A 14011-nucleotide genomic window follows, 5' to 3' on the forward strand; every position below is an offset into this window, starting at 1 on the left:
TTCACTGGCGGCCATCGTCGGCCTCCTTGGGCTCCAGCGGCTGGCCCACCGGGCCGGGCCGCGAGGCCAGCACCAGGGCGTTGGCGGCGGCCGAGGCCTGGGGCAACGGCAGCGGCAGCATCGAGGCGATGATGGTCGGGCCGAGGGTCAGGAACGAGCCGCCGGCCTTGAGGGTGATGCTCGCCCCCGCCTCGATCACCACGTTCATGCCGCCCTTGATGTGCACATCGGTGCCGCCGCTGAGGCTGGCCTTGAGCGCGCCGTCCAGTTGCAGGTCCCGGCCGGCGGCCTGGGACACGCTGCCCACGGCCTTCTCGGTGCGATCGCCCAGCACATGCTGGTGGCGGTCGCCGCCGATGCGTTCGCGCAGGTCCTTGGCCACTCGCGAATGGCGCTCGCCGCCCACCCAATCGAGGGCATCGCGCTCGATGCGCTGGTCGAAGTTGCGCTCGGCGTGGATGAACACCTGCTCGGCGCCCTTGCGGTCTTCGAAGCGCAGTTCGTTGTAGCCGTTGCCGCCTTTGCTGGAGTGGCTCTTGAGGGTCGAGCGGGTGGCTTGTTCGGGCAGGTTGTAGGGCGGCATCACCTCGGCGTTGTAGACGCTGCCGGTGACCAGCGGGCGGTCGGGGTCGCCTTCGAGAAAACTCACCACCACTTCCTGGCCGATGCGCGGCAGGAACAGGCTGCCCCAGCGCTTGCCGGCCCAGCCCTGGGCGACGCGGATCCAGCACGAGCTGTTCTCGTTTTCCTGGCCTTCGCGGTCCCAGTGGAACTGCACCTTGATCCGGCCATAGGGGTCGGTCCAGATCTCCTCCCCGGCCTTGCCCACTACCTTGGCGGTCTGCGGGCCGTGCACCAGCGGACGCGGGGTGAGGCATGGCGGGCGGTAGTCCTGCTGGCGCGGCAGTGCGGTGAAGCGGCAGGTGAGCACGGGCGCCGGGTCTTCGGGGCGGGTCGGTTCGTAGGTGTCGGACGACAGCTCGTATTCGGCGGCGAGCACCAGCACCTGTTGGTTCTGATCGCCGCGCGGGTGTTCGCTGAGGGTGAACAGCGCGCCGGGGAACAGCCCGCGCGCGCGGGTAGCGCCCTCGATACGACGGTAGCTGGTGTGCCGGGCTTCGAGCTGATGGCGGGCCAGGGTCTCGCCCTGCGGGCGCTCGCGGTACTTGCCGGGGTAGTCGTAGCGCTCGAAGCGTGACTGGGCGTAGGGGCGCGCCTGGGTCGACTTGACCAGCAGGTTGGCCGAAGGTTTTTCGAAGTCGTAGTCCTGCAGGGCCCAGGCGCCGGGCTCGACTTCGCCGCTCATGCGCCAGTCGTAGATCACCTCGCTGTCGCGCATGGCCTGGTCCTCGGCTGGCAGGTAGCGCACCTGTGCGTAGCCTGGGGCGGGCGCGTGGGCGCCGTAGCCGTCGGCCAGCACCAGGGTGTGGCGGCCGGCCGCGCTACGGAAGAAGTAGTAGATGCCGGCCTGCTCCAGCAGGCGGCTGACGAAGTCGAAGTCGCTTTCGCGGTACTGCACGCAGTACTCAAGGGCCGGGTAGCTGGCGCTCAGGCCCGAGGTATCGACGTCGGCCAGGGTGTAAGGGGCGAACACCGCCTGGACGATGTCCGGCACGTTGCGCTGCTGGAAAATCCGGCAGTCGCTGCTGCGGGTCAGCAGCCACAGCCACGGGCGCACCACCGCGTGGTAGGTGGCGAAGCGCCCCTGGCGGCCGGTGTAGGCGAAGCGCGTGACCAGGCCGCTGAAGTGGCGCTGGCCGCCCTTGGGCAGTTCCACGGCAACGGTCAGGGGGGTGGCGAGCAGGTCGTCGAGGTCCAGGTCGGTGCGTTCGCTGTAGAGGTCGATGTGGTATTCGCTCAGGGTCGACAGGCCTTCGCGGGCGGTCATGCGCCTGAACAGCAGGGTGTCGGGGGCCAGCACGCAGGTGACGGCAATTTCGCGGTTGGCTTGGGTAACGGGCATCCAGGGCTCCTTCACGCGGGGTGGCCGCAAGGGTCGGCCTTGGGGATACAACAGGTGGGGAGCGGGGTTTATTCCGTGGGGGGATGAAAAAGCGTGTGGGGTGAGAGCGAGGGTGCTGCGGATGGCCCTATCGCGGGACAAGTCGGATCGCCGCACCGCCGCTCCCACAAGGATGGCGCTGTCCCTGAGAACGGCGCTGTACATGTGGGCGGCGGTGCGGCGATCCGACTTGCCGCGCGATCACGGGCGTAGCCCGTGCCAGGCGACGCGATCAGGCCGCGGCGGTAGACACCAGCCGCTCCAGCACCAGGGTGATGCCGGTGGCGTTGTAGCACTTGCTCCACAGGTTCATCTGCTTGAAGTCGGCGAAGTCCTTGCCGTCACCCGGGTCCATGTAGGTGCCGTCCGGGCGCTGCATCACGTAGTGCAGGCCGATGCCGAAGGTCATCACGATTTTCAGCGCCCGCCGGTTGGCCGCCAGGGCCGGTGGCTCGGAATGGATGATCGGGAAGCCCGCCCGCACGCACTTGGTCTCGGCATCGGGGTAGAAGGTCGACAACGCGCTGGCGATCATCCCGCTCATGTAGATCTTCACATCCAATCCCAACTCGCGGGCAGCGATGGCCACGTTGTGCGGGAAGGAATAGCCCAGCTTGCTCAGGTCGGCCTGCTCCTTGTCCAGCCGCCCGCCCGTCACGGACCCCGAGGTGATCTGGTACAGCGCCGCCTCGCAGAAATAGTTGACCTGCAAGGCCTGGCCGGTGCTGCGCGCGCCGGTGTTCGGCAGGGTGGTCACGCCCAGCTCCGCCGCCGCGCACAACAGCGATGCCGCGCCACAGGAAAATGCGAAATCTTGTTTCTTGTTCATGGAAGGCTCTCGAAGGCCGGCAGGCCTGGGTTCACTTGATGTCGGTAATCCAGAAGAACGGGTTCGGATGGCCAGAGAACGCCGCCGGCTTGTCGACGGTCTCCAGCTGACTGCCGCTGAAACGCCACGAGGCGTAGTGCAGCGGCGCGAAGTACAGCCGCGCGTTGAGGTAGTCGAAGACAATGCGAAAGCGGTTGCCGCCCCAGCCGTAGGCGTCCAGGTCGCCCGCGGTGTACTCGACGTAGCCAGTGGCACAGTTGCCGCCGCCGCGGTCGGCCGAGTGGTGTTTGTTGGCCTGCGCGTAGGTGTGGTACAGCTGCCCGCGTGCCGAGGCCGGCTGCTGCGCCGTCAACTGCGGCAGGTAGCAGGGGGTGTTGGAATGGATCTGGCGCATCGCCCCCAGCGTGTCGTCGCCGATCGAGGTGGCGATGGCACTGCAATCGTAGGGCGCCGCCGATTGCATCAAGGTGCGCATCAACTGCTTGATGCGCGCGTCCACCGGCAGGTAGCGAAAATCGATGCGGTACAGGTCGAGGATCGGCCCTTGCTTGCAGGCCTTGACGCAATCAGGGTCGGCCGCCTCTTCCAAGGCCTTGATGAACTCGTAGCTGCTTTTCTTGCCGTCGCGCTCGGACATGCTCGTTGTCTCCCCTGTCAGCCTGCGTGGCGCACCCACACCTTGGCGCTTTGCACCTCGGTGAGCTTTTCCCAGTCCTTGAACAATGTCTGCCAGTCGCTCAGCGGCTTGTAGGCGTCGTGCTCGCTGGCCAGCAGGCGTTCGATACGCAGCTCGGTTTCCTTGAAGCGCACCGCTTCGGCGCAGGCCACCACGGCGAACGACAGCGGCAGCCTGAGGTGGTCGTAGCCGCCGCCGCTGTATTGGCGCAGCGCTACCAGGTCCATGCGGGTGAAGGCCGAGTAGGTGGTGGCCGTGGTGTTGGTGCGCAAGGCCGAATGAGTGCCCTTCAGGTCAATCTTGCGCAGACGATTGTTGTTGCCGCCCACGCCCAGCTTCGGGGCGAACGGCGGCTCGGAATCGGCGAAGTGGTACCAGGTGCCATCGGCGCCGAGGAAGGCATCGATGTACAGGGACTTGCGCGACATCAGCAGGCTCGCCGCCACGCCCTCGCCTGGCTTCAGGATCAGGTCGATGCGAAAGAACCCTTCGCGCCCCTTGGGCATGGCCAGCAAGGTGCGCATCTGGGCGATGGCGTCGCCGTAGACGAACAGGCCGGTGTACAGGTGCATGGTGATGATCATGCCGCTTCCTCGTCGTAGGTGTAGTCGAAGGCGCCGTCGCGCACGCCCAGGTGCACGCGGGTGACTGCTTCGCCGCGCAGCATCCGTTCGAGGAATTCGCGGCTGATGGCGGGCAGTACCGAGTGGGTGAGGATCGCGTCGATCATCCGCCCGCCGCTCTCGAGCTCCGTGCAGCGGCTGGCGATCAGCGCTACCACTGCCTCGTCGCAGCTGAACGGCACGCCGTGGCGCTCGGCCAGGCGCCGCTCGATGCGGACCAGTTGCAGGCGGATGATGCTGGCGAGCATGGCGTCGCTCAGCGGGTAATACGGGATGGTCACCACCCGCCCGAGCAGCGCGGGCGGGAAGACTTGCAGCAGCGGCTCGCGCAGGGCGCGGGCGATGGTTTCCGGGTCCGGCACCCGCTCCGGTCGCTGGCACAGGTGGCTGATGGTCTCGGTGCCGACGTTGGTGGTGAGCAGGATCAGGGTGTTCCTGAAGTCGATCACCCTGCCCTCGCCGTCCTCCATCCAGCCTTTGTCGAACACCTGGAAGAACAGCTCGTGCACATCGGGGTGGGCCTTCTCGATCTCGTCCAACAGCACCACGCTGTAGGGCTTGCGCCGCACCGCCTCGGTCAGCACGCCGCCCTCGCCGTAGCCGACGTAGCCGGGTGGCGCGCCCTTGAGGCTGGAGACCGTGTGCGCTTCCTGGTACTCGCTCATGTTGATGGTCACCAGGTTGTGCTCACCGCCATACAGCGCCTCGGCCAGGGCCAGGGCGGTCTCGGTCTTGCCCACCCCGGAGGTGCCGGCGAGCAGGAACACGCCCACCGGCTTGCCTGGGTTGTCGAGCCCGGCGCGCGCGGTCTGGATACGCCGGGCGATGGCTTCCAGGGCATGCGGCTGGCCGATGATGCGGCGCGACAGGCTGCTAGCCAGGTTGAGCACGTTGTCGATCTCGTTGCGCACCATGCGTCCGACCGGAATGCCGGTCCAGTCCTGCACCACGGCGGCCACCGCTTGCTCGTCGACGGTGAGCAGGATCAACGGCGTCTCGCCCTGGGCCTCGGCCAGCGCTTGCTGGCGGCTGCGCAGCTCAACCAAGGCGTCGTCGCTCGCGCCCTCGCCGCCCAGTTGCCCGCGCAGTTCGACGATCGCCGCCACCTGTTCCTGCTCGCTGGCCCAGGACGCCTCCAGGCCATCGAGCCGCTCGCGCTCGCGGGTGCGCTGCGCGTCGAGGGCCGCCTGGCGCGCGTCGGTGTCCACTCCCAGCGCGCGCTCGCGGGCGATGATCGCCTGCTCGGTGTCCAGCGCTTCGAGTCGGCGACGGCTGTCGTCCACCGCCGCCGGGGTGGCGTGCAGGCTGATGGCAACCCGCGCGCAGGCGGTGTCGAGCAGGCTGATGGCCTTGTCCGGCAGTTGGCGCGCGGGGATGTAGCGGTGCGACAGGCGCACCGCCGCAGCCAGCGCAGTGTCGAGAATCTGAACCTGGTGGTAGCGTGCCATGCTCTCGGCGATGCCGCGCAGCATCAGCAGCGCCCGGGCCTCGTCGGGTTCGTCGACCTGCACGGTCTGGAAGCGCCGGGTCAACGCGGGGTCTTTCTCGATGTACTTCTTGTACTCGGCGAAGGTGGTCGCGCCGATCGTGCGCAGCGTGCCACGGGCCAGCGCGGGCTTGAGCAGGTTGGCCGCATCGCCGGTGCCCGCCGCACCGCCAGCGCCGACCAGGGTGTGGGTTTCGTCGATGAACAGGATCACCGGCGTGACGCTGGCCTGCACTTCGTCGATCACCGCGCGCAGGCGCTGCTCGAACTCGCCCTTCATGCTCGCCCCGGCCTGCAGCAGGCCGACGTCGAGCACCAGCAGGCGCACCGTGCGCAGCGCTGGCGGCACGTCACCGCGCACGATGCGCTGGGCCAGGCCTTCGACCACGGCGGTCTTGCCGACCCCGGCCTCGCCGACCAGCAACGGGTTGTTCTGCCGGCGGCGCATGAGGATGTCGATGACCTGGCGGATCTCGTCGTCACGCCCGACGATCGGGTCCAGCGTGCCGCTGCGCGCCTGCCCGGTGAGGTCGACGGTGAAGCGCGCCAGCGCCTCCTGGCCATTCGGGCCGGCGCTGGGCAGCGCGCCGGAGCTTTCCCCCGGTGCCAGTTGGAAACCGTCGCTGGCCGTCTGGTTGGCCTCGGGTGAGTCGGCCAGCACCGTGGCGAAGCACTCGGTCAGGTCGTCGACGCGCACTTTGGCGAACTCGGCGGACAACGCCAGCACCGCATTGCGCAGGGCGCGGTCCTTGAGCAGGCCGACCAGCAGGTGCCCGGAGCGCACCTGGGCCTCGCCGAACATCAGCGTGGCATGCACCCAGGCGCGCTCGACTGTGTCTTCGAGTTGCGACGACAGGTCGGTGATCGAGGTGGAGCCACGCGGCAGGCGGTCCAGCGCCGTGGTCAGGTCGGCGGCCAGGCGCGCCGGGTCGAGGCTGTAGTGGCGCACGATGCGCACCAGGTCGCTGTCCTGCGCCTGCAGCAACTGGTGCAGCCAGTGCGCCAGTTCCACGTAGGGGTTGCCGCGCAGCTTGCAGAACACCGTGCTGCTTTCGATGGCCCGGTAGCACAGGCCGTTGAGTTTGCCGAACAGGGCCACTCGACTGATCTCAGCCATGATCTGATCCTTGCGATGAGGGGGAAACGGAAGGGGTAAGGCGCGGGTTGATGAGCAACTGGCGGTCGTCTTCGCTCGGCGGTGCGCTGCTCAGCCAACTGCTCCAGCCAAGCCGGGCATCCCGGCCCAGGCGGGTGCCGGGCAGGTGCTGGCGGGCGACGATGAGGTTGACGTCCCAGTCCAGCGCCAGGCCCGCGTACTGGCGCACCCAGTCGGTCAGCCGGCGCAGGCCGGGCTGGCCCGGCAGCAAGCGGCGCACTTGGGCCATGCTCAGCGGGCCGACCCGCAGGCGGAACTTGCCCTGGGCGTTCCACACCTTGCGCCCGAGCACCGTGCCCACGCCCAGGCGCTCGGCGCTCGGCCCGCTGCGCAGGGCGCACAGGCCATCGGCCGGCAGGGTCATCCAGTGGCCGACGAACTGCTCCACCTGCACCGGCACGCCGAGGTCGTCGCTGAGCAGCGCGGCCAGGCCACCGGCATTGCGCATGTGCGGCGCCAGGCGCCCGGCATGGTGCTGCTTGGCCAGTTGCGGCACGGCATCGCGGCCTTGCAGCGAGGGCATGCCCAGGCCGATCAGCGAGGCCACGTAGTCGGAGAAGCGATCGGCGCCGGGGCGGTCGAGGCTGACCGCTGGCTGGGCACTGGCCCAGGCGCGGTAGAACAGGCTGATCAGGCGGTGGTGGAAGATATCGAGGAAGCGCGCCAGGGTCGGGTCGTCGACATTGCGCTGGCGATCGCGTACGTATTCGGTCAGGTGCAGCGGCAGTGGCCCGTTGGCGCCCAGTGCGCCGAAGCCATTGAGCAGAAGGCGCGGCGCCTGGTGCCCGTCGCCCGCCTGCAGGCCCGCCAGCATCGCCGGTTCGAAGGCCAGCGACGGCTGCTGGCCGAAGCGCAGCGGCTCGTCAGTAGGGCGGCTGGCCTGGCCGATCCGTGGGCGGTCGGCGAAGGCGCATTCGAGCTGGCGCAGGGCGGCGTAGAAGTCGAACGAGGCCGGTTTCTGCGCGAGCCGCTGCAACAGCGCTAGAGGATCTCGCATCGCCCTACCCTCGCCGGCCACTGCATGATCAAGCCGCGCGTAGTGCTGTGCAGCTGGGTTTCGGTAAAGCTGTTGAGCGCAACGTACTTGGCGAAGAACTGCTCCAGCACCGCGCCGAAGACGAACAGGCTGGCGCCTTCGAAGGCGCTCTCGTCGACCGTGACGCACACCTGCAAACCACGGCCATGGGTGATCGGGCCTGGGATCGGCAAGCGTCGCACGATCGACCGCGCGCTCACCGAGCGTAGCCCGTCGACCTGCTTGTGTACCGGCGTATCGCTGACGCCGCAGTACAGCCGCAGCAGGTCGCGCAAGGCGCTGGCGCCCTGCTCCGGGTCCTGGTCGAGCAGCGACAGGTAGTTCAGCGACAGGTGGCTGACCAGCCGCCAGGCGGTTTCGCCCTCGGCGAACGAGGCTCGCGGCGCGGTCGGCCCGGCCACGCAACGCACCGCCTGCACCGGCGCGCCGGACTCGACGGTGAAGTCGGTCTTGCCCACGCCCACCGGCATGCTCAGCACCAGGTCGCGGTTGCTGCACAGGGTGTCGACGCCCAGCTGGCGCAGGTCGCTGCGGTACGGCGCCTCGTGGGCGTCGACCAGGGTCAGGAAGATCTCGCTGCCGATGTAGCTGGAGCGCGACCCCTGGCGACGCTGCTGGGCGCTGAGCACGCGGGTGTCGCGGCGCACCTGGAACCAGGCGCCCTGGCGAGGGTCGTGCAGGTCGTTGGCGCGGTAGAACGACTCGAAGCGCTGCTCGGCCTCGGCACCGCTGCCGTGGCCGGTGACGCCGGTGACCTGATGGATCTCGAAATCCATCGGCCTGGTGCGGTCGGGCACCACGTGGTAATCGACCTGCTGGTCGGACAGGTGCACGCGGTCGGCGCGTTTGGGGAACAGGTTGATCGCCGGGGTGCAGTGCAGCGCGAACTGCGTGGCGGACACGCTGCTTTCGAGCGCTGGCACGAAGGTCTTGAACAGCACCGTCACATCCAGTTCACTGACGTCGCAACGCTGCACCGCCGGGCCCAGTCCGCCCAGTTCGACGAACTGGAAGCGCTGCGGCAAGGCGAAGTATTCCTGCAGCAGCCGGTAGCCCTGGAAGGTGCGCGGCGCCACCGGCAGCAGGGCCTGGTCGTCGTCAAAGCCCTGGGCGCGCAGCGCCGAGGCGTCGATGAAGGCGTGCCAGCGGTTGTCGGCCTGCACCGGTTGCACCAGCACCCCGGCGGCCTGGGCCAGCAGTTGCTCCTGGATGCGCCCGGCCAGCCCTTCGGTGCCGCGCAGGTGCAGCATCAAACGCTCGAGGGCGAGCTTGTCGAAGGTCAGCCCGGCGCCGACTTTCAGGCGCAGGCGCAGCGCTGCCTTGACCGGGCCCAGGCGCGCCAGCTCGACACCGCCGACCTGCCCGGAGCAGGCGAAGTAACGGGCCTCGGTGAGCTCGATCGGCCACAGGGTGACGTCATGCGCGGTGCGGAATTCGCAGGCGGTCTGGTCGCCCTTGCCCAACAGGCTGTGCAGCGCCGTGCCGCGCGGTACGGTGAAGCCTGCGGCCAGGCTGCCTTCGGCGAGGTCCGGTTGCAGTTGCACCAAGGCCGTGGCTGGCGTGGGTGCCAGGTAGTGGGGGTAGACCAGCTCCAGCAGGTGATTGGTGAAGCGTGGAAATTCGGCGTCGATCTTCAGTTGCACCCGCGCCGCGAGGAAGCTGAAGCCCTCCAGCAGGCGCTCGACGTAAGGGTCGGCGCAGGCGTGGCTTTCCAGCCCCAGACGCCCGGCGACCTTGGGGAAATCGCGGGCGAACTCACCGCCCATCTCGCGCAGGTGCTGGAGTTCGCGCTCGTAGTAACGCAGCAGCTTGGGGTTCATCGCACACCTCCGGCGTCGATGTCGTAGAGCTTCACATCGCCCGCCTCCAGGTCCAGTTCGGTCTTCAGGTACAGGCGCTCGGGCAGCGGCTGGCCCCACAGCTCACCGTGGATCTCGAACGCCACCTGGTTGGGGCTGGCCTGTTCGCGGTCCCGGGCCAGTGGCGTGACGCGCACGCTGGCGGGCAGGATGCGCGGCTCGAAATCGACGATCACCTGCTCGATGCGCCGCGCCAGGGCCTGCGGATCAAGGCCGGTGGCGGTCTTGCCGGACAGGTCGGGCAGGCCGAAGTTCAGCACCGAGCGCGCCGCCAGCGGGTAGGCGGTGAGGTCCTGCACACTGCCCAGGCTGGTGCCGTTGAGCAGCCAGCCGAGGTCGCGCAGTACCGCCTTGCGCAGCGCGCGCATCGACAGCACGCGCTGCTCGCGGGGCTCGTGCGACTGGTCGCGGGCGTCGTCGCTCAGGCGGTCGAGCAGCGAGGGTTGCAGACGCTCACTGCTGGTCAGCTCAGCCATGATCGACAGCGCCGGGCAAGATGAAGGGGGTCATGGGCGACACTCCAGGTCGAAGGGCCGGGCCGGCACCTGGGCACCGGCCGGCCACGGGGCCAGGTCAGATCTTGGCGTTGGCTTCCAGGTCCCACTTCTTCGGCGTGCCGGTGGTGATCTTCTCGCCGCTGAAGGAGTCGTACTGGTAGCTGATCTTGGTGAAGTTGATCGAGAAGGTTTCGCTCGGGCGCTCGCCGTTGCTGCTGGCCGAGTAGGAGCTGATGATCGCCTCCTCGAGTTCGAGCTTGAGGAACACCTGTTCTTTCTTCTCGGCGCCGCCGGTCTGGATGAAGTGGATCTCGGCCTTGCCCAGGCTCTTGCCGCACACCGCTTCCATGAACAGGTCGGCGGACGCCAGGTCGGTGGCCTTGGTCAGGGAAATCTCCGAGAACGACGGGTTGCTGGTGTCGCGGTCGGCGCCGCCGCCGCTGGTGGAGATGGCGCGGCCGACGCCCATCTGCAGGGCGTCGATGGTGATCCAGTCGGCGTGGCCGGAGACGGTCGAGGTGCCTTTGATTTTCTTGCCGTTGAAGTTGAGCAGGATCATGGTCTGTACCTTTTCGGTGGGTCAGTGAGGGTGCTGGGGAACGCGCGGCGTCAGGTCTTGGCCGACGGCAGCTTGGAAACCAGGCGCAGCGACACGGTCAGCCCTTCGAGCTGGTAGTGCGGGCGCAGGTAGAACTTGGAGTGGTAGTAGCCGGGGTTGCCCTCGACCTCCTCGACCACCACCTCGGCGCCGGCCAGCGGTTTGCGCGCCTTGTCCGATTCGGTGGCGGTGGCCGGGTTGTGCTCGACGTAGCGGCCGATCCAGTTGTTCAGCCACACCTGCATGTCGGCGCGTTCCTTGAACGAGCCGATCTTGTCGCGCACGATGCACTTCAAGTAGTGGGCGAAGCGGCAGGTGGCGAACAGGTACGGCAGGCGCGCGGCCAGGTTGGCGTTGGCGGTGGCGTCGGGGTCGTCGTACTCGGCGGGCTTGTGCATCGACTGCGCGCCGATGAAGGCCGCCAGGTTGCTGTTCTTCTTGTGCACTAGGGGCATGAAGCCGTTCTTGGCCAGTTCTGCTTCACGACGGTCGCTGATGGCGATTTCGGTCGGGCAGGTCATGTCCACGCCGCCATCGTCGGTCGGGAAGGTGTGCACCGGCAGCCCTTCGACCGCGCCACCGGACTCGATGCCGCGGATCTGCGAACACCAGCCGTAGTGCTTGAACGAGCGGTTGATGTTCACCGCCATGGCGTAGGCGGCGTTGGCCCAGGTGAAGTCCTTGCTGCCGACGCCGTCGGTGGTTTCCTCGAAGTCGAAGTCTTCCACCGGGTTGGTCTTGGCGCCGTAGGGCGCGCGGGCGAGGAAGCGCGGCATGGCCAGGCCCACGTAGCGCGAGTCTTCCGAGGCGCGGAAGCTGCGCCAGGCGGCGTGCTCGGGGGTCTGGAAGATCTTGGTCAGGTCGCGCGGGTTGGCCAGCTCCTGCCAGGATTCCATCAGCATCACGCTGGGGTCGGCGGCGGTGATCAGCGGGCAGTGGGCGGCGGCGCTGACCTTGGCCATCTGGCTCAGCAGCTCGACGTCCGGGGCGCTGTTGTTGAAGTAGTAGTCGGCGACGAACGCGCCGTATGGCTCGCCGCCGAACTGGCCGTATTCCTCTTCGTAGAGCTTCTTGAAGATCGGGCTCTGGTCCCAGGCCACGCCCTTGAACTTACGCAGGGTGCGATGCACTTCGGCCTTGGAGATGTTCATCACGCGGATCTTCAGCGACTCGTCCGACTCGGTGTTGTTCACCAGGTAGTGCAGGCCGCGCCAGGCGCTTTCCACGCCCTGGAATTCCTCGTGATGGAGGATGTGGTTGATCTGCTCGGAGAGCTTGCGGTCGAGCTCGGCGATCATGCCTTCGACGGTGCCAAGCACGTCGCCGGTGATCAGCCGGGTGCCTTGCAGGGCCTGCTCGGCCAGGGTGCGCACGGCGTTCTCGACGGCGTCGCGGGCCTTGTCGGTCTTGGGCTTGAACTCTTTTTGCAAGAGGCTGGCGAAGTCATCGAGGTCGACTTCGCGGGCCGCTGCGGGGGCCGTTGCCTCATGGGCTTGTGGGGTGGACATTGCAGCATCCCTCGTTTTTTGGGCAAAAGGGTCTACCTGCCGGTGCCGCGAAGGCCCAGCCGGGTGTCAGGGTTCGATCAGGGGGTTGGGGTCAGTCGCTGCTGTCGGCAGTCGGCTTCGGGGCACTGCCCAGGGCCTGCAACAGCGCAGGGTCGGCGAGCACGCGGGCGAGCAGTTCCTCGGCGCCGACCTTGCCGTCCATGTAGGTCAGCAGGTTGGACAGCTGGTTGCGTGCGGTGAGCAGTGCATCCAGCGACGGCACCTTGCGCGCCACGGCGCCGGGGCTGAAGTCGTCCATGTTCTCGAAGGTGATCTCCACTGGCAGGTTGCCCTCGCCGGTAAGGGTGTTGGGCACCTGGAAGGCCACGCGCGGTTTCATCGACTTGAGGCGCTCGTCGAAGTTGTCGACGTCGACCTCCAGGAACTTGCGCTCGGCCACCGGCGGCAGCGGCTCGGCAGGCTTGCCGGAAAGGTCGGAGAACACGCCCATGACGAAGGGCAATTGCACGGTCTTCTCGGCGCCGTAGATCTCCACGTCGTATTCGATCTGCACCCGTGGGGCGCGGTTGCGGGCGATGAACTTCTGGCTGTTTTCTGCCACGGGACTGCTCCTGTGCTGGGTTAACGGGGTGTGTCGATCAGTCGTCGCTGCGCGGGTCGCCGCGCACGCCACTGACCATGGCCATCTGCGCCAGGCCATCGGGGGCCAGGTCTTGCAGCAATTCGATGAAGTTCAGATCCAGCAGTTTGCGGGCACGCTGCAACAGCAGCGGCACCGGGCTGCCGGGTTCGTGTACGGCGAAGTAGGCGCACAGTCGATCCAGGGTCTGGCGCACGTCCTCGCGGCTGGCGATCTCGCCACGCGGGCTGGCCCCGGTGGTGCGGGCCTGTGGTGTGACGGCCTGCGGTGTGTCGACGGGCGTGGCGGGCAGTCGCTGGCGCAGGACCTCGGCAGCGCGGCGCAGCGCCGTGGACAACGCGCTGAGGTCGATGGCGCTGGTGAAACCGACGTGCTCGGTCAGCAGCGCCTCGATGCGTTGGCTGCTGTGCCAGGCATGCTCCAGGGTGGCCAGGGTGTCGGCGAGGTGCTCGGGGGCGGCTTGTTGGAAGACGGCCTCGATCATGGCCAGGGACGGGCTTTGCGAATCGGACGTGGCACTGGCTTCACCGTTGGCCAGGTCGATGTCGCGCAGGCTGACGCTACCCAGCGGCGCGGCATCGACCAGCGGCGTGGTGCGCAGGTCGTGCAGCAGGCCGGCGGTTTCACAGAGGCTGGCCAGGGTGTTAACGCGCAGTTGCGGGTCGTGGTCGTCTTCCGGGTCCAGTTGCGGGTGCAGGTGGGCCCACTGGTCGGCAAGCAGGGTTTCGATCAGTGCCAGGCCTGCGGCCAGACCAGGGAAGCCGTTGAGGTTGAGCTCGGCGCGGGTCAGGTGCGCGGCCAGACGCAGGTCTCGGCTGCGCTCGGCCAGGGCCAGGGACAGGTGGTGCACGCGCTTCCAGTCGGCGGCGGTGGCTTGGGTCAGGGTGCTGCCATATTCGACTTCCGGCTTGCCCTGGACCTCTTCCTCGAGGGCCAGGTAGTCGGCATCGTATTCCAGGCTTTCGCCACAGGGGGCGTCGGCGGTCAGCGGTTCGGCCAAATGGTTAAGGTACATCGAAGGACCCCATCGGAATGCGTGTTCTGAGGGGATAACAGGTGGGGGCTGGGGATTATTCCGGGGGGTGGGAAATTATTTTTTTG

12 protein-coding genes are annotated in these 14011 nt (G+C 67.8%); all 12 read right to left on the reverse strand.

Annotated elements, in window-relative coordinates; all coding sequences use genetic code 11:
• Position 1: 1 nt before the first annotated feature.
• On the reverse strand, positions 2–1963 hold the full coding sequence (locus ACTYOL_RS18165) for a type VI secretion system Vgr family protein (protein WP_065861796.1): 1962 nt from the start codon (positions 1961–1963) through the stop codon (positions 2–4).
• Between the two features lie 271 nt (positions 1964–2234).
• Positions 2235–2831: a hypothetical protein gene (locus ACTYOL_RS18170; RefSeq protein ID WP_444756870.1), complete on the reverse strand. Its 597-nt coding sequence runs from the start codon at positions 2829–2831 to the stop codon at positions 2235–2237.
• 31 nt (positions 2832–2862) lie between these two features.
• The gene (locus tag ACTYOL_RS18175) at positions 2863–3468 is read right to left on the reverse strand and encodes a hypothetical protein (protein ID WP_065864803.1); all 606 of its coding nucleotides are present in this window, start codon (positions 3466–3468) and stop codon (positions 2863–2865) included.
• A gap of 17 nt (positions 3469–3485) precedes the next feature.
• Positions 3486–4091, reverse strand: a complete 606-nt coding sequence (locus ACTYOL_RS18180) for a ribosome-inactivating family protein (protein ID WP_153773452.1) — start codon at positions 4089–4091, stop codon at positions 3486–3488.
• Positions 4088–6733, reverse strand: a complete 2646-nt coding sequence (gene tssH, locus ACTYOL_RS18185; protein ID WP_444756871.1) for a type VI secretion system ATPase TssH — start codon at positions 6731–6733, stop codon at positions 4088–4090. The genes ACTYOL_RS18180 and tssH overlap by 4 nt, the downstream gene beginning before the upstream one ends.
• Positions 6726–7769, reverse strand: coding sequence for a type VI secretion system baseplate subunit TssG (gene tssG / locus ACTYOL_RS18190; protein ID WP_444756872.1), 1044 nt, complete (start codon positions 7767–7769; stop codon positions 6726–6728). Before tssG ends, tssH begins: the two co-directional genes overlap by 8 nt.
• Positions 7754–9628, reverse strand: a complete 1875-nt coding sequence (tssF, locus tag ACTYOL_RS18195) for a type VI secretion system baseplate subunit TssF (RefSeq protein ID WP_444756873.1) — start codon at positions 9626–9628, stop codon at positions 7754–7756. Before tssF ends, tssG begins: the two co-directional genes overlap by 16 nt.
• Positions 9625–10143, reverse strand: a complete 519-nt coding sequence (gene tssE, locus ACTYOL_RS18200) for a type VI secretion system baseplate subunit TssE (RefSeq protein ID WP_197893322.1) — start codon at positions 10141–10143, stop codon at positions 9625–9627. Before tssE ends, tssF begins: the two co-directional genes overlap by 4 nt.
• Before the next feature lie 97 nt (positions 10144–10240).
• The gene (locus ACTYOL_RS18205) at positions 10241–10723 is read right to left on the reverse strand and encodes a type VI secretion system tube protein Hcp (RefSeq protein WP_054895422.1); all 483 of its coding nucleotides are present in this window, start codon (positions 10721–10723) and stop codon (positions 10241–10243) included.
• 50 nt (positions 10724–10773) lie between these two features.
• Positions 10774–12270, reverse strand: a complete 1497-nt coding sequence (gene tssC, locus ACTYOL_RS18210; protein WP_063545520.1) for a type VI secretion system contractile sheath large subunit — start codon at positions 12268–12270, stop codon at positions 10774–10776.
• A gap of 91 nt (positions 12271–12361) precedes the next feature.
• On the reverse strand, positions 12362–12871 hold the full coding sequence (tssB, locus tag ACTYOL_RS18215; protein ID WP_054895420.1) for a type VI secretion system contractile sheath small subunit: 510 nt from the start codon (positions 12869–12871) through the stop codon (positions 12362–12364).
• 37 nt (positions 12872–12908) lie between these two features.
• Positions 12909–13925: a type VI secretion system protein TssA gene (tssA, locus tag ACTYOL_RS18220; protein WP_444756874.1), complete on the reverse strand. Its 1017-nt coding sequence runs from the start codon at positions 13923–13925 to the stop codon at positions 12909–12911.
• Positions 13926–14011: the final 86 nt, after the last annotated feature.

Origin of the sequence: Pseudomonas sp. A014 (assembly GCF_052378495.1) — a bacterium.
Classification (GTDB): domain Bacteria; phylum Pseudomonadota; class Gammaproteobacteria; order Pseudomonadales; family Pseudomonadaceae; genus Aquipseudomonas; species Aquipseudomonas machongensis.

What these genes read in the sequence shown, in the direction of transcription:
- ACTYOL_RS18165 (WP_065861796.1), bottom strand. Translation starts at nt 1,963, where the DNA reads ATGCCCGTTACCCAAGCCAACCGCGAAATTGCCGTCACCTGCGTGCTG.
- ACTYOL_RS18170 (WP_444756870.1), bottom strand. Translation starts at nt 2,831, where the DNA reads ATGAACAAGAAACAAGATTTCGCATTTTCCTGTGGCGCGGCATCGCTG.
- ACTYOL_RS18175 (WP_065864803.1), bottom strand. Translation starts at nt 3,468, where the DNA reads ATGTCCGAGCGCGACGGCAAGAAAAGCAGCTACGAGTTCATCAAGGCC.
- ACTYOL_RS18180 (WP_153773452.1), bottom strand. Translation starts at nt 4,091, where the DNA reads ATGATCATCACCATGCACCTGTACACCGGCCTGTTCGTCTACGGCGAC.
- tssH (WP_444756871.1), bottom strand. Translation starts at nt 6,733, where the DNA reads ATGGCTGAGATCAGTCGAGTGGCCCTGTTCGGCAAACTCAACGGCCTG.
- tssG (WP_444756872.1), bottom strand. Translation starts at nt 7,769, where the DNA reads ATGCGAGATCCTCTAGCGCTGTTGCAGCGGCTCGCGCAGAAACCGGCC.
- tssF (WP_444756873.1), bottom strand. Translation starts at nt 9,628, where the DNA reads ATGAACCCCAAGCTGCTGCGTTACTACGAGCGCGAACTCCAGCACCTG.
- tssE (WP_197893322.1), bottom strand. Translation starts at nt 10,143, where the DNA reads ATGGCTGAGCTGACCAGCAGTGAGCGTCTGCAACCCTCGCTGCTCGAC.
- ACTYOL_RS18205 (WP_054895422.1), bottom strand. Translation starts at nt 10,723, where the DNA reads ATGATCCTGCTCAACTTCAACGGCAAGAAAATCAAAGGCACCTCGACC.
- tssC (WP_063545520.1), bottom strand. Translation starts at nt 12,270, where the DNA reads ATGTCCACCCCACAAGCCCATGAGGCAACGGCCCCCGCAGCGGCCCGC.
- tssA (WP_444756874.1), bottom strand. Translation starts at nt 13,925, where the DNA reads ATGTACCTTAACCATTTGGCCGAACCGCTGACCGCCGACGCCCCCTGT.